Source organism: Mucilaginibacter sp. (assembly GCF_039925265.1).
In the GTDB taxonomy this organism is placed as follows: Bacteria; Bacteroidota; Bacteroidia; order Sphingobacteriales; family Sphingobacteriaceae; genus Mucilaginibacter.
Genome location: NZ_JBDSZG010000041.1, coordinates 130,140 through 149,472 on the forward strand (window position 1 = coordinate 130,140; position 19,333 = coordinate 149,472).

Here is a 19,333-nt window from a genome sequence, read left to right on the forward strand (position 1 = left end):
AGCATCATATAAACAAAAAAGGGTTGCCATTTCCCGGCAACCCTTTTTTATCATTTAAGATTCTATTTAAACCACCCTCGTCAGGTTTACCGATTCTGGAGAGGTAAGCATCAGCGGTACTTTTTCTACCGTTACAAAACTTAGGTCGAGACCAAAGTTGCGTTCTTCCGAAAGGCTTATCTTTTTCATGTGCGAATAAATGAACATCACCACCTTTTCGTAGAAGGACAGGTTATGCGAACGCGATAAAACTTTCTCTATCACCACAAACCTAAAATCGCCCACAATTTTATGCTTGTTTAACGATTTGTAGGTGCTGGTAATATCTACTTCGCCATTCTTCACCAGGTCTTCCACCACCTTACGGAACAGCAGGTTTATTTGCTGCTCTACGCGGAAACCAAGTTTAAAGTCAACGCGGATCAATTTGCCAGGGATCAAAAAGTCAACCTCGTATTCGCTTTTGTACGGCTCATCCACCACATCAACGTGTACCAGCCAGTAAACATCGGCACGTTTGGGCTGCTTTTGTAAAATGGAGTAAATGATCTTGGATTCTACTTCCGAATTGAAGTTGGCGCTGGTTAAATAAATCAGCTGCGAAGCGTATTTGGGCACCGTTTCGTCTTCGCTCATCTCCTTGATGATGTTGTAATAATCATCTATCTCAATAAATTTTACATAGCGGTTCTTGATCTTGCGGGCGGTGTGCCACGTCCACATGATGATGAACAGGAACAGGCCGATAGATAAGGTGAACCAGCCGCCGTGTACGAACTTTACCAGGTTTCCAAGCAAAAATGTGCCTTCTATCAGTAAATAAAGCCCTAAAAAAGTGCCGATGATATAGGTTGGTACCTTTTTGCGTTGCAGGAATTTTGATACCAGGATGGTGGTCATTAACATGGCTACGGTAATACTTAAACCGTATGCCGCCTCCATCTTAGCCGAATGACGGAACAGTAACACTACGCCTATACAGCCAAAGCAAAGCAGCCAGTTTACACTGGGTACATACAATTGCCCTTTTTGCTCGCTCGGGTAGTTGATGCGTACTTTGGGCCATAAGTTTAGCCTCACTGCTTCGGCTATCAGGGTAAACGAACCCGAAATAAGCGCCTGGCTGGCAATTACCGCCGCTATGGTGGCTATGCCTATACCAAATATCAGGAACCACTCGGGCATGATCTTATAGAACGGGTTGTTGGCGTTCAGATCGATAGATTGACCTTCGCGTTGTAAAAGCCAAACCGCCTGCCCAAGGTAATTGAGGATAAGGCAGGTTTTAACATATATCCAGCTGATCTGGATATTTTTACGCCCGCAGTGGCCTAAATCGGAATATAAAGCCTCGGCACCAGTAGTACACAGAAATACCGCTCCCAATATGATGAACGCGTTGTAATTACTGGTAAGTAGGTTATAGGCGTAATATGGGTTTAAGGCCTTTAGTATAGAAGGCATTTGTATAATATACGATATACCCAAAACGCCCATCATGGTAAACCAGATGAACATGATAGGCCCAAAAGCTTTACCCACCAGTGAGGTGCCGAATTGCTGTATAATAAACAGCCCCGCTATAATGGCGATAACAATTTGCACGGTTGGCAGTTCGGGGTAGTAGGTTTTTAAACCCTCAATGGCCGATGATATGGTAATTGGCGGGGTGATGATACCATCGGCAAGCAAGGCGCAACCGCCCAACACAGCAGGTACAATAAGCCATTTAGCTTTACGGCGCACCAACGAGAACAGGGAGAAAATGCCACCCTCGCCTTTGTTATCGGCCCTTAAGGTTATTACTACGTACTTGAGCGTGGTTTGCAGCGTAAGCGTCCAGAAGATGAGGGATACGCCTCCTAATACCAGGGTTTCGGAAATACGTTGCGAAAAGTTTGAATGTTCTGAACCAACAATGGCTTTAAAAACATACAGGGGAGAAGTACCAATGTCTCCGTAGATTATTCCTAAACTAATTAGCAGCCCAGCGGCCGTTAGTTTTTGCAGATCTTTATGATTTGACACAGTGTTTTAAAAAGTTTACAAATTTATAAAAATTACATTAGCACAACCGTAATTTTAAAATTGTGTGTTTGAGCGTTTAACATTTACCGAATTGCACAGAAAGCAAAGCATTATTTGCATAATTTTTAAACAGCGCAATAAAAAGCCTTGATGATTTAGTAAACTTTCAATTCTCGTTTATGTTTTATTTACTTGCTGGAGACTGATTGCCAGGAGTTTTAATGAATTTCTGCCTGTAGAGGCACAGGTCTCTGCCCGGGTAGGCGGTTCTGATACCCTCAATTTAGTGTGGATAAGTAGCGCTCCCGTCAGAAATTATGCAGGCAACTTAAACTATTGTGCATCGTATAAGTCAATAGTTGTGAGTTTATTAAAATAAACTGGAAAATGTGTATTTTGTTAAAAATTGTTAAAACTATTTATTAATTCATTACAAAATGAATTGTAGCGCACAATATTTATACTTTTGCATGTAATATTGATATGGGTAGAAAATTTACTAAACTTAATTCCTGGTTTACATTAGCACTGCTTGCGGTGATGGTAAACGTTGCGCTTGCAAAAGGAGTAGTTGCCCAAAAAACGGATACCTCATACCTGCGGTACATTAAGGGTAAAGCCAAACCCATCAATAAAAATATCCTGCATTTATCATTGCCTCCTATAAAACCTGCTGTTATTTCAAGTACGCGCATATCGGTTGCGCCGGGGCGATCGCTGACGGCTTCAGATAAGCTACTATCAAATGTACAGGTTTATCCAAACCCGGTTAATGATGTGCTCAATGTAAAATACACCGTAGCGCGCGAAGCCTTTGTTAATATTAAAATAATGGATATGCTTGGTAACGATGTGCTTGTCCTTTTATCGCAACGTGTTGAAGTAGGTGATCAAAGCATCACTTATAACGTAAACGGCAGGCTTAACCGCGGTTTTTACTTCCTGCGCATAAACGTTGGTACCGAATCTGTAAACAAACGGATCTCGCTACTTTAATCTCCCATTCTTCTGAAGGGAGTCAAATTATTTTTCTTTAGTATTTAGAGGTTAGGTTTTGGAATTTATCCCCTTAGTATTTAGGATTTAGGGCTTAGAGTTTCTATTTTCGGCTTTATTCTGTTTACTATGAAGATAATAGCCATTGGCCGCAACTATGCCGAACATGCTAAAGAGCTTAACAACCCCGTGCCCAGCGTTCCGGTGATATTTATGAAGCCCGATACCGCGCTTTTGAAAGACAACAAACCTTTTTATCACCCGGAGTTTTCGCAGGACGTACATCACGAGATTGAGATCGTGCTAAAGGTTTGCAAGGAAGGCAAGCACATTGCCGAAAAATTTGCGGCCAGCTATTACGATGAGATAGCTTTGGGCGTAGATTTTACCGCGCGCGATATCCAATCGAAACATAAAGAAAAAGGGCTGCCCTGGGAACTGGCCAAGGCCTTTGATAACTCGGCACCCGTGAGTAACTTTTTGCCAAAGGCCCAGTTTGCCAATTTGTACGAACTGAATTTTAAGCTGGATGTGAACGGCGAAACCCGCCAGCAGGGTAATACTAAGGATCTGCTCTTTTCCTTCGAGCGCATCATCGCTTTCGTATCGCAATACATCACCCTAAAAAAAGGCGACCTGATATTCACCGGCACCCCGCAGGGCGTAGGTAAAGTAGCCATAGGGGATAAACTGCAGGGTTATTTGGAAGGCGAAAAGATGTTTGACTTTGAGGTGAAATAAGGTAACTACCCATTCATAATGATTATTACGCCTGCTACGCAAAAAAAACTTAAAGATTCTGCTCACTCTCTTTACCGCAGGTAGAGGGAGTAGGGCAGCGAAGCGTACCCGGGGTGAGTCAAACGGCAAGGCGGGCGAAACCCTTTCGTGCTATCGAACGGGCCAACCGCAAGCCTCCCATGGAGGGAATTGAAAAAAGCATAGATAATCCAATCAACAAAACCGTCGCGAGGTGGTTATCTAAACAAAATTTATAAAAGTATGCCAGTTCGACCGTGCAGCAAGGACAAACCGATAAGAAAGAATTGTAAAACATATGCAGTATTCGTGCTGCTGTCGCTGTTGGGCACTGTTACCCAAGCCCAGGATATTATCCAGAGCAAGCAATACCCGCAAGGCTATTTTCGCTACCCATTAGATCTTGCGCCCGTTACGGCCGGCTCTTTCGGTGAGCTGAGACCCGCCCACTTTCATTCGGGATTGGATTTTAAAACAATGCAGCGTACAGGCTACCCCGTACACGCGGTAGCCGACGGCTATGTTTCGCGCCTGCGCATCCAGTTCGGCGGTTTTGGGCAAGCTATTTACATCACCCATCCAAATGGCTACACTTCTGTTTACGGCCATATCCAGAGTTTTACGCCCGAGGTTTTTAGGTACATCCGCGATTATCAGTACAAAAATCAAACCTTCGAGGCGGATATCCCCGTACCCGCCGGAACATTTAAGGTGATAAAAGGGGAAGTGGTTGCCATGTCGGGCAATGAAGGTGCATCCGCAGGGCCTCACGTGCATTTTGAGTTAAGAGATACCGCTACCGAAGAAACCATCAACCCCCAGTTGTTCGGGCTTACCATTCCGGATGAAGTACCGCCAAGTATTACGGATATCGGTGTTTATCATTTAAACGGTAACCCTTTTAGCGAGAACACCCCCAAGGAGTTTTTAAGCGTAGCTGGTGCCGCGGGTAATTATCACCTTTTAAAGCCCCAGGTGCTGCAGCTAAGCGGCAACACAGGGTTCGGTATTGCCGTAACAGATCAAAACAGCTCGTCAAACAACCGCAATGGTGTATATTCTATCGAAGTAAAGCTCGATGGCCGTTCGGTTTACACTTTCGCGGTGGAGCGTTTCGCGTTCGATCAAACCCACGCGGTTAACGCTTACATAGATTATCCCACGTTTTTGTTTAGCCACCGCACCATACAAAAATGTTTTATCCTGCCCGGCAGCCGCATATCGCTGTATCCGCAATCGGTTAACAGGGGCATCATTCCTTTTAATGATAACGAAGTACACGATGTGGAATTTATATGTAAAGATATTGCAGGCAACACATCAACCCTGAAAGTTAAGGTGCAATCGAGCTCGGTTGCCAATAATATGGCCCCGGCCAAGGCCGTAGGCAAAATGTTCTATTTTAACGATCTAAACGAATTTAATACCGACCGCCTGAAAATACAGATACCCACCAGCAATCTGTACGATGACCTGGACTTTTTATATTCCAGCCTGCCTGCCAAACCGGGCGCTTACTCCGTTACCCACCGCATCCATAACAAGTTTACGCCGATACATGACGGTTACGATATCTGGATAAAACCCGACATCAGCCTGGGAGCCTATACTGATAAAGCTGTAATTGTAAGCGCGGCAGCAGGCAGTATTGGAGGTGAGTACGATAAGGGCTTTATTAAGGCAACCGCCAGAGCTTTCGGCGATTTTTATATCAGGATAGACACCGTACCGCCGGTTATTACACCCATCAACATCCGCAATGGCAGCATCCTCAAAGGCATCAGCGCTATCAGGCTACGCATGAGCGATAACCTCTCGGGTGTAAAAAGCTTTGCCGGCAAAATAGACGGTAAATGGGTGCTGGTAGAGCGCAGTTATAAAACAAAAATATTAAGTTATACCTTTACTAACGATATTGCGCCCGGAAAGCATAATTTTGAATTTACGGTGATAGACGCAAAAAATAATAGCACTACGTTTACAGCAGAATTTACACGATAACAATGGCAACTCTTCAACCCGGCGATAAAGCCCCCGATTTTACCGCGAAAGACCAAAATGGTAAGGACGTTTCCTTGTCAGATTATAAAGGAAAAAGCGTGATCCTGTACTTTTACCCAAAGGATGATACCCCGGGCTGCACCGCAGAATCATGCGATTTTAGGGATAACTATCAATCGCTGCTGAGCCAGGGTTTTGATGTAATTGGCGTGAGCGTTGACGACGAAAAATCGCACAAAAAGTTTGAAAGCAAATACAGCCTGCCCTTTACACTGATAGCCGATACCGACCATGGCATTGTAGAAGCTTACGATGTTTGGAAAGAGAAAAACATGTACGGCAAAAAATATATGGGCACCGCACGCACCACGTTTGTTATTAACGGCGACGGCGTTATCGACCACGTGATTGATAAGGTAGATACCAAAGCGTCATCGCAACAGGTGTTGGAACTGATAAAATAACTGTCGAAAAAACATATTAAAACAAAAAAGCTTTATATTTATTTAAAAGATAAATTTTGATAGATGGCCATACAGGCAGAAGACGAAGAGATACTGAACAAGTTTAGGGACGAAAAAACCCGCAACGAAGCATTTAACATGCTGTTGAAGAAGTATCAGCAAAAAATATACTGGCACGTGCGCCGCATGGTGATAGACCATGATGATGCCGACGACCTTACACAGGACGTATTCATTAAGGTTTGGAAAAACCTGCCGGGCTTTCGTAACGATGCCCAGCTATACACCTGGATGTACCGCATTGCCACCAACGAGTGCATCACTTTTTTAAATAAAAAGAAGCAGAAGAATAATATTTCGCTGGATGATGTGGACTATGAGTTGGCGGACACGCTATCAAGTTCTGACCAGTTCACCGGCGACCAGATCCAGCGAAAATTGCAAGAAGCTATATTGACACTGCCTGATAAACAGCGACTTGTGTTTAATATGAAGTACTTTGACGATATGAAGTACGAGGAAATGAGCGATGTGCTGGGTACCAGCGTGGGCGCTTTAAAAGCGTCGTTTCACCTGGCTGTGAAAAAGATAGAGGCTTTTGTTACGAATACTGATTAAATTTTGAATTAACGTTAAACCTTTGGTAATTTTATTCATCTATAACAGAGTATGAAAAGCGATATGGAGAATAAGGAGTGGGGGGACGAAGAAATGTCACTTAAACGGTTTACCCGAAATAACCCGTTTACAGTGCCGTCTGCCTATTTTGAACAAGCCGGTCAGCGCATTTTATCATTGGTTAAATTAGATGAATTAAAAAGTACAGACCCGGCAAACGGTTTTACGGTACCTGCAAATTATTTTGATGCGCTTTCGGCAAACATCATCAGCAGGACCAACATAGATGTGGACGCAAACGCGGAGCATAACGGCTTTGTGTTGCCTGCAAATTACTTTGATGCGCTTACGGCAAACATTACCAGCCGTGTAAACATAGGGGTTGATGCAGAAGCGGAGCACAATGGCTTTGCTTTGCCTGCAAATTATTTTGATGAACTTTCGGCGAATATTACCGCTCGCATCAATATTGAGGCAGAAGCGGAGGATAATGGTTTTGCCATGCCTGCCGGTTACTTTGATGAGCTTGCAAGCAAAATTCAAAGCCGCGTAAATATTGAAGAGTTTGCCAAAGGCGAAGAGTTTTTTGCCGTTCCCGAAGGATACTTTAACGATATGCAACAGCAGATAACTGCCCGCATAGCAGTTGAAGAGATACTGGAAGAAAAAACAACAGGATTTACTGTTCCGGAGAACTATTTCGAAATGCTAAATCGAAATATCTTAAATAAAACGGTAAATAAGGAAGTTGTAATACGCAAAACTATTGTACGTAAATTATTTGCCAGCAATACATTTAAGTATGCAACCGCCGCCTGCCTGGCTTTAATTGTTGGTACCGGTGCCTTTTTAAGGCAGAATGGCAGCGAGGTAGTAGTACCCGCCGTGGCGCACCAAAAAACTTTATTGCACAGCGAACTGGCAAATGTGCCTGTTGATGAAATAAAAGATTACCTTGAGCTGAATGTTGATGCCGGCGACGCAACCGGACTGATACAGGATGATAAACAAATTAATACCAAGGCGCTGGACGAAGACCTCAGCGATTATATTGATGTTAATTAACGCTACCCCGTACGTAATGATTAAATTGTTCAGATATATAGTTATTGTAATAGTTATTGCCGTTGCCGCCGGCTATGAAGTATCTGCGCAAATCCCTACAAATAACTTGCAGCAAGCTAACGGTGTGAAACGAAATTTACAGCCCCGGAGCAATAAGGGCGTGGGTAAAAAAATAGAAGCTGCCCGCGATAAATTTTTATCGCAGCAGTTGGAACTTACCGATGACGAGGCCGATAAATTTTGGCCACTGTACCACCAGTACCAGGAAGAACTAAAGGCCATACGCATCCTGAAAAGGTTGAACGGCAAAAGTGCAACGGGTAGCCCGGAAAAAGAACTTTATTACGATAACCAGATGCTTACCACCAAGAGGCGTTACCTGGATGAGTTTTTGAAAATAATCCCATCATCCAAAATAAGCATCCTCTACAAAAGCGAGCAAGCCTTTAACGACGAGGTGATCAAACAACTCAGCGAACGCAGTATCCGCGCGGGGAATTAATTTGCTTGCGATAGGAGGCACCTACGGAGCCAGAAGGTCATTTAAATTATTTGCTATAAACAGGATACTCCTAACGGAGTGTTCTGTTCTTCGTTTATAGCGGCCTGGCGAGGCCTCCCTTAAACCTAATTAGATTTTTAATTAGCCAGCAAGTGCTTGTTTAAATACGTAGTTTTGCTTTTGTCGTAGGGTTAATGACCCAATGACCCAATGACTCTATGACCAACACGAGCTTCAAAGAAAAGGATATGCAATCCATCATCGGGTGGATCTTACGCGCAGGGGTATTCATCTCCATGACTGTTGTTTTCCTGGGTGGTATACTCTACATCTATCGCCACGGTAACGAGGTTCCCGACTACCACACGTTTAAAGGCGTACCAGATTTTGTGCATAATGCTTCGGGTATTATCAACGGCATCTTCACCTTTAGAGGTAGGGCTATCATTCAGGCTGGCATCATTCTACTCATCGCTACGCCTGTTGTCCGTATAATATTTTCGGCCATCGGCTTTGTGCTGGAGAAGGATTACCTGTATGTAGGCATTACGTTGGTGGTATTGCTTATTATCTTCAGCAGCATGCTTAGCGGCCACGCCGGCTAAGTTTTTAAAACCATTTTTATTTTGCCTTGCTATATAAATATGCAAAGGCAGCCTGTACAATCGTCCGCTTTAGAAAGCATTGGCTACAATGCGGAAACGCATACACTGGAGCTTGAATTTAAAGAGCATGGCGGCGTATGGCAATACTTTAACTTTAAACCTTCGGCATTAAAAAAATTCCTGGGCAGCCCGTCGCTGGGTAATTTCTTCGTCACTCAAATAAAGGGAAAGTATAAAGAAAAAAAAGTAGGCTAACCCGCAGCACGCGATACATCATGTCTTTTTTTTGCTTAATTGGTGCCTTTACGCATCCTGTCCTGCTCCAGCTCGGTGCCGGTTTGGTGTTTGGTGGCAGCTTTTACAGTGGTTTTACCAAACCGGTAACTTAGGCTAAGCCTTGCTATCCGCGTTTCGGGTTTGCCGGTAATACGCAGATCGATGTTTTGGTAGGCGGTGTAGGCCCTGTCGCGGTTGGTGTTAAAAATATCCGACACATTTAGGCTTAGTTTACCGCGTTTACCAAATACCGGGGTACTTAAGCCTGCGTTGAGGTAGTAATTTGGGCTAAAGCGCCTGATGCCGTACTGGTTGGCGGTTTCGTAAAAGCCGGTTATTTCTAACGCCAGGCTTTTGCTTAGCGTTATGTTTTGGGTAGAATTGACGATAAGGTCGCCGGTCCCCTTATCCAGGTTGCCATTTTCGGGGTAAGTGGTGTAGCGGTAGTAACCGGCGTTTACGTCCAGCTCACCGCTCCACCAGCCGGTAAAAGTGTAAGGTGTGTTAATTTGTATGCCGATATCTTTTACGTCGCCCAGGTTGCGCGTAGTAGTAAGGTTTACTTTGGTGGCGTCGTTTTGAGTGTAAAAGGAGAAATTCGCGTCGGTAGTTTTGGCCGCGTATAACGATACCGATATGCTTTGATTGTAGAGGTAAGTTAGCGTTATAGTATTGTTAAATTCGGGCTTTAAATACGGGTTCCCGCTCTGGTAATCATAAGGGTCTACATAATAAAGGAAGGGGTTAAGGCTCTCATAATCGGGCCTCAAAATACCACGTGCAAAAGTTAAACTGTACTCATGCTTATCGTCCTTAACAAAGTGCAGCAGCAAATTGGGGAACAGCTTAAAATAATTGAAGATATTTAAAGTGGCGCTGGTTGATGCAGCACTTACCGATTCCCCCTGCGAATGGGTGTACTCGCCACGGAGCCCGGCTACCATATCAAACTTGCCGAATGCCGCTGTATAGTTTAAATAGCCCGCGTGCACATCCTCGTTATAAAAAAAGTTATTGCTGAGGATCGGATCTACTGTGTAAACGCCGTTAATCTGCGGGCCAAAAACAAGGTTGTTATCGCTTTTGGTATGGCTAAACTTAACGCCTGCTTCAAGCTTTGATGTTTTATTCAAGGGGTTTACAAAATCCAGTAAACCCGTCCAGTTACGGCGGTGCGATGGCGAAAGGTTTTGCAACAGGTTATCGGCGCGATACTTACTCCCTAACGCATCAAAAAACATGTTGTTGATATACTCGTTGGAGCGCCTGGTATAGGGCAGATAGGTTACGCTTGCAGATATGGCTCTGCCCGCATTATCCAGCTTGCCTGCGTAGTTGATATTGTAATTGATGTTGCGCAAATCGCGGTCTACGGATGAACCCACCTGGATCACCGAATCCAAGTGCCCCTGATTGGATATCCGCAGGGTGTTGTTTTTAGTAAAATCGTTATCGGTAACAAAACCGTAAACCTGCACACCCAGGGTATGGTTGGCCGACAATGAAAAATCGGCCCCGAGGCGGTAATTATGATTAATGGTTTCCTGACGGCCATAGTAATTGAGGTTGTAGCTGCTTAATACCCCTCCCGAGTTGATATTGCGGTAGCTATCAAAGCCACGGTAAGTTTTATTAGCATTTACATTATACAGCCCGAACACATTTACATACTTGCTGCGGCTGTTAAAGGTAAAGCCGGCAACGCCCTTGTAATATTTTCCGTAGCCGGCGGTTAAGTTTACGGTACCGTTAGTGCCTATATTTTTTCCCTTCTTTAAAATAATATTGATAACGCCGCCCGCTGAAGCATCATATTTGGCCGAGCCGCCGGTGATAAGTTCTATCCTGTCTATATTGCTGCCCTGGGTGCTGCGCAGGAGCGAGGCAAGGTCGGCACCCGTCATGTTGGTGGTTTTACCATCTATAAGTACCAGTGCGCTTTGCCTGCCGCTGATGCTGATATCATCGGTGTTACTCACCTTTACACCCGGCGATTGCGCCAGGATCTCCAGCACGTTCTTGCCGTCAGCCGTAATGCTGGCCGCCGGGTTAATAATGGTTTTCCCGGGCCGTACTTCCACAAATGGTTTTTTGGCTACAACGGCAACTTCTTTCAGTTCGGTGCTAAGCGGCTGCAGGTAAATGGGCTGTATAGTAACTATTTGCTCCCCAGATATTTTATAAATGGTTGAATATGCTTTGGCGTAACCCAGGTGATAGGCAAGCACGAGGTAAGTGCCGGGTTGAACTTTCTTAAATTCGAATGCGCCCTTGTTATCAACCAAAGCCGACATCACGATAGCGGAATCTGCCTGGTTTAGCAATATAGCGGTTGCCGCCTCTGCGGCCGTATTGTTTTGTAGATAAACATTCCCTCTTAAAACTGAAGAGGTGGTTTGGGCGGAACAAAAACTATAAAAACCAGCCACCATTGCCAGTAGCAAACCCCCTTTTTTTACCCTCATTAACTATTAGTAGATTTTATTCGATATTGTGTGTTTAGGAAATTCAAATTTAACAAAATATTAAATTTATAATATGTTTAATACGCTTTTTACGAATTATAATAATAAATGTTGCTTTGAGTTATAAACACATGGAATAACAAAAGCTTTCAATTTTTAGTAAATTCGCACATTAGTATCCCCAAAGTATAAACAGGTTAACCCCGGATGAAAAGAATATATACCACTGCAATAGTACTGTTTTTTGCTATCGGCGCAATAGCGCAAACTGTTCCTGCAAACTTTACGCCTGTACTGGCTAAGTTTAAACAGTTTTACAACAACAATCAGCCAGATAGTATTTACGCCATGTTTGCGCCCGAAATGAAAGCCACCATGGCTGCGGATAAATGGAACCAAACTACCATTCAGATAAAATCACAACTGGGTGTACTAAATAAAACGGAGGTAGACCGTTATGTGGCGCCAACGGCCATTTATAAAGCCACTTTTGCCAATGCGGTATTCTTGTTAAACTTATCGCTAAACAGCCAGAATAAGTTAGTGGGCGTATTTTTTTCGCCTTACCAGGAGGCTGCCAAAACCATCCAGATGGATGCATCAATTACCGAGGAGCCGGTTTTGTTTAAAATGTTTACCGGCACTATCCCCGGTACGCTAAGTATCCCCAAAAATGCTAACGGTAAAGTGCCGGTAGTGCTTATTATCCCGGGTTCGGGCCCAACAGATCGCGATGGCAACAGCCCCAAACTTGGCTTAAATGGCAATACTTATAAAATGCTGGCTAATGAACTGGGTAAAAATAATATTGCTGTTTTACGCTATGATAAACGTTTGGTGGGCCAGAGCGTAAGTTCTACCAAAGAAAAAGAACTGCGTTTTACAGACTATGTAGATGATGCAGTAGGCTTGGTTAATATGCTGCATGATGACCCCCGTTTCTCTAAGGTTATTGTTTTGGGGCACAGCGAAGGCTCGTTGGTTGGCTTGCTTACCCTACGCGACCAACCGGTGAAAGGGTTTATTTCTGTAGCAGGAGCGGGGCAAACTGCCGAAAAAATAGTGCAGGAACAGGTTGAGAAATCGATGCCGAAATTTTTGGCCGATCAATATAAAACCGTTGTTGATAGCTTGAGAAAAGGCAAAACTACTGATTATATCGATCCACAGCTGTATTCCATTATCAGGCCGAGCATACAGCCGTACCTGATGTCGTGGTTTAGGTACGACCCTATCCGGATGATGAAAAGCGTAAAAGTACCTGCACTTATCTTACAAGGGACCACAGATATACAGGTAGGCGTAAGTGACGCTGAAAAGCTAAAAAAGGCCGATTCTGATGCAAAGCTGGTGATCATACCAGGTATGAACCATATCATGAAAGAAGCCCCTACAGACCGTGAACAGAATATGGCCACTTATAATAAGCCCACGCTTCCACTCAAACCAGAACTGGTAACCGCTATTGTTGAGTTTGTGAATGGGGTAAAGTAAAGCCCCCTCCGCCCCCTGAAGGGGGAACTTTTGAAATGCATTGAAGCCCGGCTAATAGTTCAGCTGGGCTTTACTTTTACCTTAATTGTTATGTCTTGATGTACTGTGCCTAACTCCTGCTCCCCCTTTAGGGGGCTGGGGGGCTTACTCCCATATCCCCAGCAACCTCCTCAATAATATAATTTCCGAAGTATGATAAGCATTATGGTCCGCAATCTGCAGCGCTTCACGCAGAATGTTTTGCCCGGTGCCGTGAGGGATGGGTTTATAAATATCTTCATTTTTCAGCAACGCTAAAAACTCCGTTCTGTCTGCATGGATCTGCTCGATGGTATTATCCCAGGCGGCATCATCCTTTGGTTCGCTTTCTTTGGGCCAGTAATCATCGGGCCATTTTGGCGATTGGTGGTTACCGTCTTTGCTAAACTCCAGCATGTCCCACTGTGCTATCCGGATATGCTCTGCCAGTTGCCATATGCTGTAAGGCAGGTTATGAGGTTTTATGCCACGGTATTTGGCGGGTATATCATTCAAGGCATCCTCTAATGTTGCATGTGCGCCACCGCCAATTATCAGTTTCTCCAGTTCGGCTACAAGTATTTTATGCTGATCATCCATAAGTAAAAGCTTTCCTTAGTAACAAAATCGCGGTAAGTTTGATTTATATGCGGCAAAATTTCTAAGTTTATAAACCAAAGCAAACCCTTACTAAGGTGATAAAGAAACTACTTTTACTTTCCCTGTACGTAGCCGCGTTTTCGGCCTGTAAAAAAGACGGGCAATCATCCGAGCCGCTTTCGGCTAAAGACGATGCAGCCTTCCAGCTATACGAAGACCATTTTTTGGATGATTTTTGGAAAGAGAATCCCGAATGGGCAACCACCGCCGGCTACCATAAATACGATAGCTTACTGCTTATCCCCAATGATGATAACCGAAAAAAGGCCATCAAATTTACTAAAGTGCATATGGATTCGCTCAGCCGTTTTGAAGTTGGCACCTTATCTGATGCCAATAAGATAGATCACCGCATGATGCAGAACCAGCTGGAATCTATCCAATGGAACCTGGAGCAACTGCGCGAGTACCAGTGGAACCCGGCATCGTATAATGTTATAGGCGGGTTTGCGCTTATCCTGAACGAACATTACGCTCCGTTGGAAAAACGCCTGCGCAGTTTTTATCAGCGCATGGCATTTATCCCCGCGTATTACAAAGAAGCCCAGAAACAGCTTAAAAACCCGGTTGTTGAGCTAACTAACCTGGCTATAGACCAGCATACCGGTGGGCTGAGCGTGATAGAAAGCGACTTTGCCGATTCCCTTAAAAAAACAAAGATCCCAGATGCAGAGCAAAAGCAGATGCTGGACCGTGTACGCATCTCGGTTGATGCGATAAAGGGCTTTGTGGCTTATTTAAAAGTAATGAAGAACGATAAGCCCCGCAGTTTTAGGTTGGGTAAGGAATACTACGAAAATAAATTCAAGTACGAGATCCAGTCGGAAAGTACCGCGCAGCAGATCTTCAATGCCGCTATGGAGCGCAAAAAATACCTGCACCGCGAGATGGCCAAGATCAGCCGAACGTTGTGGCCAAAATATTTCGGAACCAAAGCGATGCCTGCAGATTCGCTGGACCTGATAGGGCAAATGATAGATACGCTATCTACCAGGCATGTGGCACCGTCGGAGTTTCAGTCTGCCATTGAGGCCGAACTGCCAAAGCTAACCGCGTTTATAAAAACTAAGGACCTCCTAACGCTCGACCCAAGCAAGCCGCTCATTGTACGCAAGGAACCCGGTTATATGGCCGGTGTGGCCGGTGCATCGGTGAGTTCGCCCGGACCTTATGATAAGGGCGGCAACACCTATTACAATGTGGGCAGCCTTGCGGGCTGGTCGCCGGAGCGGGCAGAGAGCTACCTGCGCGAGTACAACCAGTATATCCTGCAGATATTGTGCATTCACGAGGCTATACCGGGGCATTATACGCAACTGGTTTATGCCAATAAATCGCCAAGTATTGTGAAAGCCGTATTTGGTAATGGCGCCATGGTAGAGGGCTGGGCAGTTTATACCGAGCAGATGATGCTGGATGCAGGCTTTGGCGATAAAGAGCCGGAGATGCGCCTGATGTGGTATAAATGGCACCTGCGGTCGGTATGTAATGCTATTTTGGATTATAGCGTACACACCGGTAATATGACCAAAGAACAGGCGGTGAAGATGCTTACTCACGAGGCTTTCCAGCAACAAGCCGAAGCTGATAACAAATGGAAACGGGTAAGCGTAAGCAGTGTACAACTCACCAGCTATTTTACCGGTTACAAAGAAATTAACGACCTGATGTTGGCCTGGAAAAAGAAACAAGGCGATAAATACCGGATCAAAGAGTTTAACGAGAAGTTTCTGGGTTACGGCAACGCTCCGGTTAAACTCATCAAAGAGGCGATGTTTGCCGTACCAAAAATAGATACCAAACAAGGTACAGGCGGATAGGCAGATGTGCAGATGTGCAGATGTGCAGATGTGCAGATGTTTAAATTTTGGGATACAAAGATATGAACGAATTAGATAAAAACGACGCAAGCCACTGGATATGGCGCATGTTCTACTACAATCCCGCCGACCCAAAACTCGTGGTAACCAAACGTTTTGGCTGGGGCTGGACGTTTAACTTCGCCCACAAAACTACCTGGTTATTTTTGCTGGTTGTAATAGGTATTGCTATTGCGGTGAGCGTGTTGGCGAAGAGATAGATAGAGCGGCTCTCCAGATATTGTTACAATAACGTGCGTATAAAAAAACAAAGCCTTTCAAGCTAAACTTGAAAGGCTTTTATCATTTGCACATCTGCATATCCACGCATCTGCACATCAAAAATTAGTTTTTCTTCTCGTGCTCTATTACAAAAACATCCTCGTTATCTTTTTTCATGAGGTATTTTTCGCGGGCGAATTTTTCCAGCTTGGCTTTATCTGAGGTAAGTTCGTCCAAGTCTTTGTTCACTTTGGCAGTTTCGGCTTTGTAAAAATCGCGCTCCTGTTCCAGTTTGCTTAGCTGCTGCTTGTATTGGTATTGAGAGAACAGGTCGTTCTTATCAAAGAAGATCATCCAAACCACAAATATTACGGTTATCAGGAAAAATTTGTTTTTGATAAGGTTGATAAAACGTTTCATCGGCGCGTACTGAATTTAATTATAAAGCTATTTAATTTATCTGAACGCCGCAAATATCGTTATTAACTTGTTAACAAGGTGAGAAGAGGGGCGAGAAATAAGAGACAAGAATCAAGAGTAACTACGCAGACTTTAAGATCATATAAAACCAAAATAGCGATGGGTATCAAACCCATCGCTATTAAAATTCTATTTACTACACCCTCTTTGCGGAGCAGCGGGGGTCGACGCACGTTGTGCCGTCGGGGTGAGTTCACTTTGCGAGCGGCACGATTGATTTGTAGGTTTTAAAACTACTCACCACTCAACCACTCACAACTTTCTACTTCCTCCCGGTATATTTACCAGCTGCACCGCTCATGCCGCTGGCACCGCCTGCTTTGCTACCACCGGCAGCATTACGGCCACCGCCAGATCTGCCGCCACCACCATTACGGTTGCCACCGCCACTTGGGCGACCGCCACGTGAACCACCGCCGCCACCGCTCTTGCCTTTAGCAGGTGCGTTTTTGGCTTTGCTCATCATCTTCTCCGTCATGGCCTGGATGCTTAGCGGGTAAGGGTGGCCTTCCTCCACAGGGATCTCTTTGGCTATCAGCTTATGAATATCTTTCAGGAAATCTATCTCTTCCTCGCCATCGCAAAACGTAAGGGCTATGCCGCTTGCACCCGCGCGGCCTGTACGGCCAATACGGTGTACATAGGTTTCGGGGATGTTAGGGATCTCGTAGTTAATTACGTGCGTAAGGTCGTCTATATCGATACCACGGGCAGCAATGTCGGTAGCAATCAAAACGCGCGTGGTGCGATTTTTAAAGTTACTTAGTGCACGCTGGCGGGCATTCTGCGATTTGTTACCGTGGATGGCCTCAGCAGTGATGCCGGCTTTTACCAGGTCTTTCACCACTTTATCGGCACCATGTTTGGTACGGGTAAATACCAGCGCGGTTTTAATATTCTTATCTTTCAGGATGTGGTTAAGCAACAAACGCTTATCGTTCTTCTCCACAAAATATAATGATTGCTGTATAGTATCGGCTGTAGAAGATACAGGAGCAACTTCTACTTTAGCAGGTTTCTGTAGGATAGAATCGGCCAGGCTTTGAATTTCGCTTGGCATGGTAGCCGAGAAAAACAACGTTTGCCTGTTTTGCGGAACCTTAGCGATGATCTTTTTCACATCGTGTACAAAGCCCATATCCAGCATACGGTCGGCCTCATCCAGGATCAGCATTTTGATCTGGTCCAGGTGTACAAACCGTTGGTTCATCAGGTCTAATAAACGACCCGGGGTAGCGATAAGGATATCAACGCCACGGCGCAAAGCATCTGTTTGCGGGCCCTGCGATACACCACCGAAAATCACCAGGTTTTTCAAGCCGGTGTTTTTACCGTAAGCGGTAAAGCTTTCGCTTATCTGGATGGCCAGTTCGCGGGTTGGGGTTAAAATAAGGGCCTTTATAGATTTTTGCTCCTTATGTTTTTGCTTATCTAAAAACAATAACTGCAAAATAGGGATAGCAAAGGCAGCCGTTTTACCGGTACCGGTTTGGGCGCAGCCCAGCAGGTCGCGGTGTTGTAATATAAAAGGGATTGCTTGTTCTTGTATTGGTGTTGGGGTTGTATAACCCTCTGTTTTTAAAGCCTTTAAAATAGGCTCAATTAAATTTAAATTTTCGAATGACATGTATTGAATGTAATGTATTATGTGCTAACGCGAAGCATTAAGCGGATCTGAAGAGTGTCTATTGATCAAAACCGTAAATCAACGGGTAATTATTTCTGCAAAGATACGCTTTTTATTATGAAGTAGGGTAGGTGGGTAGTTTTGCGGCGGAATGTGACAGATAGATGTGCAGGGAATGATGTACAGATGTGCAGATTTCAGATGTGCAAATGAGGAGGAGGATATCCAGATATGCAGATTTCCAGATGTGCAAATGAGGAGGAAGATGTGAGGATATATATACAAGAGGAGGATATTGCTGTGCAAATGAGCGGCAACTACTCACTAATAAACCACTTACCAATTATGGCGTTGCCTTCGGCCCGGGCTTTACGCTACAACTCCTCATTCTGCGGCGCTGATAGAAACGCCGCTTCATTCCGGGTTTCCGCTGCAATCCCTAACGCAAAATGCAACTTATTCAGCGTCTACCGTTTTTACCGATTGTTCCTGCTCTAATCGCTTTTCGGCCATTTTCTTCAATATCGCATCCAACAATATCAGCCCGATGCCTATCATAATAGATACATCGGCCACGTTGAAAATACCGGTTTGGAAAATACCGAAACGGATGTGCATAAAATCGGTTACAGAGTCATGGGCAATACGATCGTAAATATTACCGATGCCACCACCGATAACGCAAATAAGTCCGCCAAGGATAAGCTTGCTGAAGTTCTTTTGCGTAAGCATAAATATGGTACCCGCCAACAGCGAAAGCACAGGCAAGAGGGTAAGCAGGATAAAGCGGTAAGGATTGGTTAGGGTATCGCCAACGCTTAAAAAAGCGCCGGTGTTCTCTATCTTAATAAGCGTAAAATGGTTTTGTATAAAGCTGATGGGTTCGTCGTAGCTCATTTTTTTGCGCACGATGGATTTGGAAACCTGGTCGCAACTAATATTGAGGGCGAGAATAACTAAAATAACAACAGCCCGGTACAGTCCTTTCAATTTCATTACCACGAAAGTAAAAAGAGAATTTGAGAAATGCTAATGTTATGTTTTGGCGATGACACCACAACGTGTTTCAACTATTGTTTTTGTAACGCTTTTTATTTGCAATAAAGGTTAAAACGCTTATTAGTAAAAATAGCCCGCCTGCAGGGTACATATATAAATTAAGTTCGGGATATATGTATGCCGCATAAATAAATA

General features: G+C 44.4%; 18 protein-coding genes. 12 read left to right on the top strand and 6 right to left on the bottom strand.

Annotation, left to right across the window (positions count from 1 at the left end):
* Nucleotides 1–66: 66 nt before the first annotated feature.
* A complete protein-coding gene (locus ABIX36_RS18605; protein ID WP_348083674.1) occupies nt 67–2,028 on the bottom strand; it encodes a KUP/HAK/KT family potassium transporter in 1,962 nt (653 codons plus the stop codon).
* A gap of 483 nt (nt 2,029–2,511) precedes the next feature.
* Between ABIX36_RS18605 and ABIX36_RS18610 the strand changes: the two genes are divergently transcribed.
* The 9 genes from ABIX36_RS18610 to ABIX36_RS18650 all read left to right on the top strand — a co-directional run bounded on the left by ABIX36_RS18610 (nt 2,512) and on the right by ABIX36_RS18650 (nt 9,293).
* On the top strand, nt 2,512–3,024 hold the full coding sequence (locus ABIX36_RS18610) for a T9SS type A sorting domain-containing protein (protein WP_348083675.1): 513 nt from the start codon (nt 2,512–2,514) through the stop codon (nt 3,022–3,024).
* Between the two features lie 129 nt (nt 3,025–3,153).
* Nucleotides 3,154–3,765, top strand: a complete 612-nt coding sequence (locus tag ABIX36_RS18615) for a fumarylacetoacetate hydrolase family protein (protein ID WP_348083676.1) — start codon at nt 3,154–3,156, stop codon at nt 3,763–3,765.
* Between the two features lie 327 nt (nt 3,766–4,092).
* A complete protein-coding gene (locus ABIX36_RS18620) occupies nt 4,093–5,784 on the top strand; it encodes a M23 family metallopeptidase (protein ID WP_348083677.1) in 1,692 nt (563 codons plus the stop codon).
* A gap of 2 nt (nt 5,785–5,786) precedes the next feature.
* Nucleotides 5,787–6,248, top strand: coding sequence for a thioredoxin-dependent thiol peroxidase (gene bcp / locus ABIX36_RS18625; RefSeq protein ID WP_348083678.1), 462 nt, complete (start codon nt 5,787–5,789; stop codon nt 6,246–6,248).
* A gap of 63 nt (nt 6,249–6,311) precedes the next feature.
* Nucleotides 6,312–6,866: a sigma-70 family RNA polymerase sigma factor gene (locus tag ABIX36_RS18630; protein ID WP_348083679.1), complete on the top strand. Its 555-nt coding sequence runs from the start codon at nt 6,312–6,314 to the stop codon at nt 6,864–6,866.
* A 51-nt stretch (nt 6,867–6,917) separates the two neighbouring features.
* A complete protein-coding gene (locus ABIX36_RS18635) occupies nt 6,918–7,931 on the top strand; it encodes a hypothetical protein (protein ID WP_348083680.1) in 1,014 nt (337 codons plus the stop codon).
* A gap of 16 nt (nt 7,932–7,947) precedes the next feature.
* On the top strand, nt 7,948–8,433 hold the full coding sequence (locus ABIX36_RS18640; RefSeq protein ID WP_348083681.1) for a hypothetical protein: 486 nt from the start codon (nt 7,948–7,950) through the stop codon (nt 8,431–8,433).
* Nucleotides 8,434–8,651: 218 nt separating this feature from the next.
* Nucleotides 8,652–9,038 carry a DUF1634 domain-containing protein gene (locus tag ABIX36_RS18645; protein WP_348083682.1) on the top strand — a complete coding sequence of 129 codons (387 nt, stop codon included), beginning with the start codon at nt 8,652–8,654 and terminating at the stop codon, nt 9,036–9,038.
* A gap of 39 nt (nt 9,039–9,077) precedes the next feature.
* Nucleotides 9,078–9,293, top strand: a complete 216-nt coding sequence (locus ABIX36_RS18650) for a KTSC domain-containing protein (RefSeq protein ID WP_348083683.1) — start codon at nt 9,078–9,080, stop codon at nt 9,291–9,293.
* A 35-nt stretch (nt 9,294–9,328) separates the two neighbouring features.
* Here ABIX36_RS18650 and ABIX36_RS18655 read toward each other — a convergent pair whose 3' ends face one another.
* The gene (locus ABIX36_RS18655) at nt 9,329–11,779 is read right to left on the bottom strand and encodes an outer membrane beta-barrel protein (RefSeq protein WP_348083684.1); all 2,451 of its coding nucleotides are present in this window, start codon (nt 11,777–11,779) and stop codon (nt 9,329–9,331) included.
* 207 nt (nt 11,780–11,986) lie between these two features.
* On the opposite strand from ABIX36_RS18655, the gene ABIX36_RS18660 reads away from it, so the two are divergent.
* Nucleotides 11,987–13,273, top strand: a complete 1,287-nt coding sequence (locus ABIX36_RS18660) for an alpha/beta hydrolase (RefSeq protein WP_348083685.1) — start codon at nt 11,987–11,989, stop codon at nt 13,271–13,273.
* A gap of 144 nt (nt 13,274–13,417) precedes the next feature.
* Here the strand turns inward: ABIX36_RS18660 and ABIX36_RS18665 are convergent, their stop codons facing one another.
* Nucleotides 13,418–13,891, bottom strand: coding sequence for a DinB family protein (locus ABIX36_RS18665; protein ID WP_348083686.1), 474 nt, complete (start codon nt 13,889–13,891; stop codon nt 13,418–13,420).
* A 95-nt stretch (nt 13,892–13,986) separates the two neighbouring features.
* On the opposite strand from ABIX36_RS18665, the gene ABIX36_RS18670 reads away from it, so the two are divergent.
* Nucleotides 13,987–15,771, top strand: a complete 1,785-nt coding sequence (locus ABIX36_RS18670; RefSeq protein ID WP_348083687.1) for a DUF885 domain-containing protein — start codon at nt 13,987–13,989, stop codon at nt 15,769–15,771.
* 62 nt (nt 15,772–15,833) lie between these two features.
* Nucleotides 15,834–16,031, top strand: coding sequence for a DUF5808 domain-containing protein (locus ABIX36_RS18675; RefSeq protein WP_348083688.1), 198 nt, complete (start codon nt 15,834–15,836; stop codon nt 16,029–16,031).
* Nucleotides 16,032–16,155: 124 nt separating this feature from the next.
* Here the strand turns inward: ABIX36_RS18675 and ABIX36_RS18680 are convergent, their stop codons facing one another.
* From ABIX36_RS18680 to lspA, 3 genes are all read right to left on the bottom strand, one after another.
* The gene (locus ABIX36_RS18680) at nt 16,156–16,452 is read right to left on the bottom strand and encodes a septum formation initiator family protein (RefSeq protein WP_128535841.1); all 297 of its coding nucleotides are present in this window, start codon (nt 16,450–16,452) and stop codon (nt 16,156–16,158) included.
* Nucleotides 16,453–16,774: 322 nt separating this feature from the next.
* Nucleotides 16,775–18,139, bottom strand: a complete 1,365-nt coding sequence (locus ABIX36_RS18685; RefSeq protein ID WP_348083689.1) for a DEAD/DEAH box helicase — start codon at nt 18,137–18,139, stop codon at nt 16,775–16,777.
* Between the two features lie 456 nt (nt 18,140–18,595).
* Nucleotides 18,596–19,135, bottom strand: coding sequence for a signal peptidase II (gene lspA, locus ABIX36_RS18690; protein WP_348083690.1), 540 nt, complete (start codon nt 19,133–19,135; stop codon nt 18,596–18,598).
* Nucleotides 19,136–19,333 lie beyond the last annotated feature (198 nt).

What these genes read in the sequence shown, in the direction of transcription:
- ABIX36_RS18610 (WP_348083675.1), top strand. Translation starts at nt 2,512, where the DNA reads ATGGGTAGAAAATTTACTAAACTTAATTCCTGGTTTACATTAGCACTG.
- ABIX36_RS18650 (WP_348083683.1), top strand. Translation starts at nt 9,078, where the DNA reads ATGCAAAGGCAGCCTGTACAATCGTCCGCTTTAGAAAGCATTGGCTAC.
- lspA (WP_348083690.1), bottom strand. Translation starts at nt 19,135, where the DNA reads ATGAAATTGAAAGGACTGTACCGGGCTGTTGTTATTTTAGTTATTCTC.
- ABIX36_RS18655 (WP_348083684.1), bottom strand. Translation starts at nt 11,779, where the DNA reads ATGAGGGTAAAAAAAGGGGGTTTGCTACTGGCAATGGTGGCTGGTTTT.
- ABIX36_RS18640 (WP_348083681.1), top strand. Translation starts at nt 7,948, where the DNA reads ATGATTAAATTGTTCAGATATATAGTTATTGTAATAGTTATTGCCGTT.
- ABIX36_RS18685 (WP_348083689.1), bottom strand. Translation starts at nt 18,139, where the DNA reads ATGTCATTCGAAAATTTAAATTTAATTGAGCCTATTTTAAAGGCTTTA.
- ABIX36_RS18635 (WP_348083680.1), top strand. Translation starts at nt 6,918, where the DNA reads ATGAAAAGCGATATGGAGAATAAGGAGTGGGGGGACGAAGAAATGTCA.
- ABIX36_RS18675 (WP_348083688.1), top strand. Translation starts at nt 15,834, where the DNA reads ATGAACGAATTAGATAAAAACGACGCAAGCCACTGGATATGGCGCATG.
- ABIX36_RS18630 (WP_348083679.1), top strand. Translation starts at nt 6,312, where the DNA reads ATGGCCATACAGGCAGAAGACGAAGAGATACTGAACAAGTTTAGGGAC.
- ABIX36_RS18665 (WP_348083686.1), bottom strand. Translation starts at nt 13,891, where the DNA reads ATGGATGATCAGCATAAAATACTTGTAGCCGAACTGGAGAAACTGATA.
- ABIX36_RS18660 (WP_348083685.1), top strand. Translation starts at nt 11,987, where the DNA reads ATGAAAAGAATATATACCACTGCAATAGTACTGTTTTTTGCTATCGGC.
- bcp (WP_348083678.1), top strand. Translation starts at nt 5,787, where the DNA reads ATGGCAACTCTTCAACCCGGCGATAAAGCCCCCGATTTTACCGCGAAA.
- ABIX36_RS18680 (WP_128535841.1), bottom strand. Translation starts at nt 16,452, where the DNA reads ATGAAACGTTTTATCAACCTTATCAAAAACAAATTTTTCCTGATAACC.
- ABIX36_RS18615 (WP_348083676.1), top strand. Translation starts at nt 3,154, where the DNA reads ATGAAGATAATAGCCATTGGCCGCAACTATGCCGAACATGCTAAAGAG.
- ABIX36_RS18645 (WP_348083682.1), top strand. Translation starts at nt 8,652, where the DNA reads ATGACCAACACGAGCTTCAAAGAAAAGGATATGCAATCCATCATCGGG.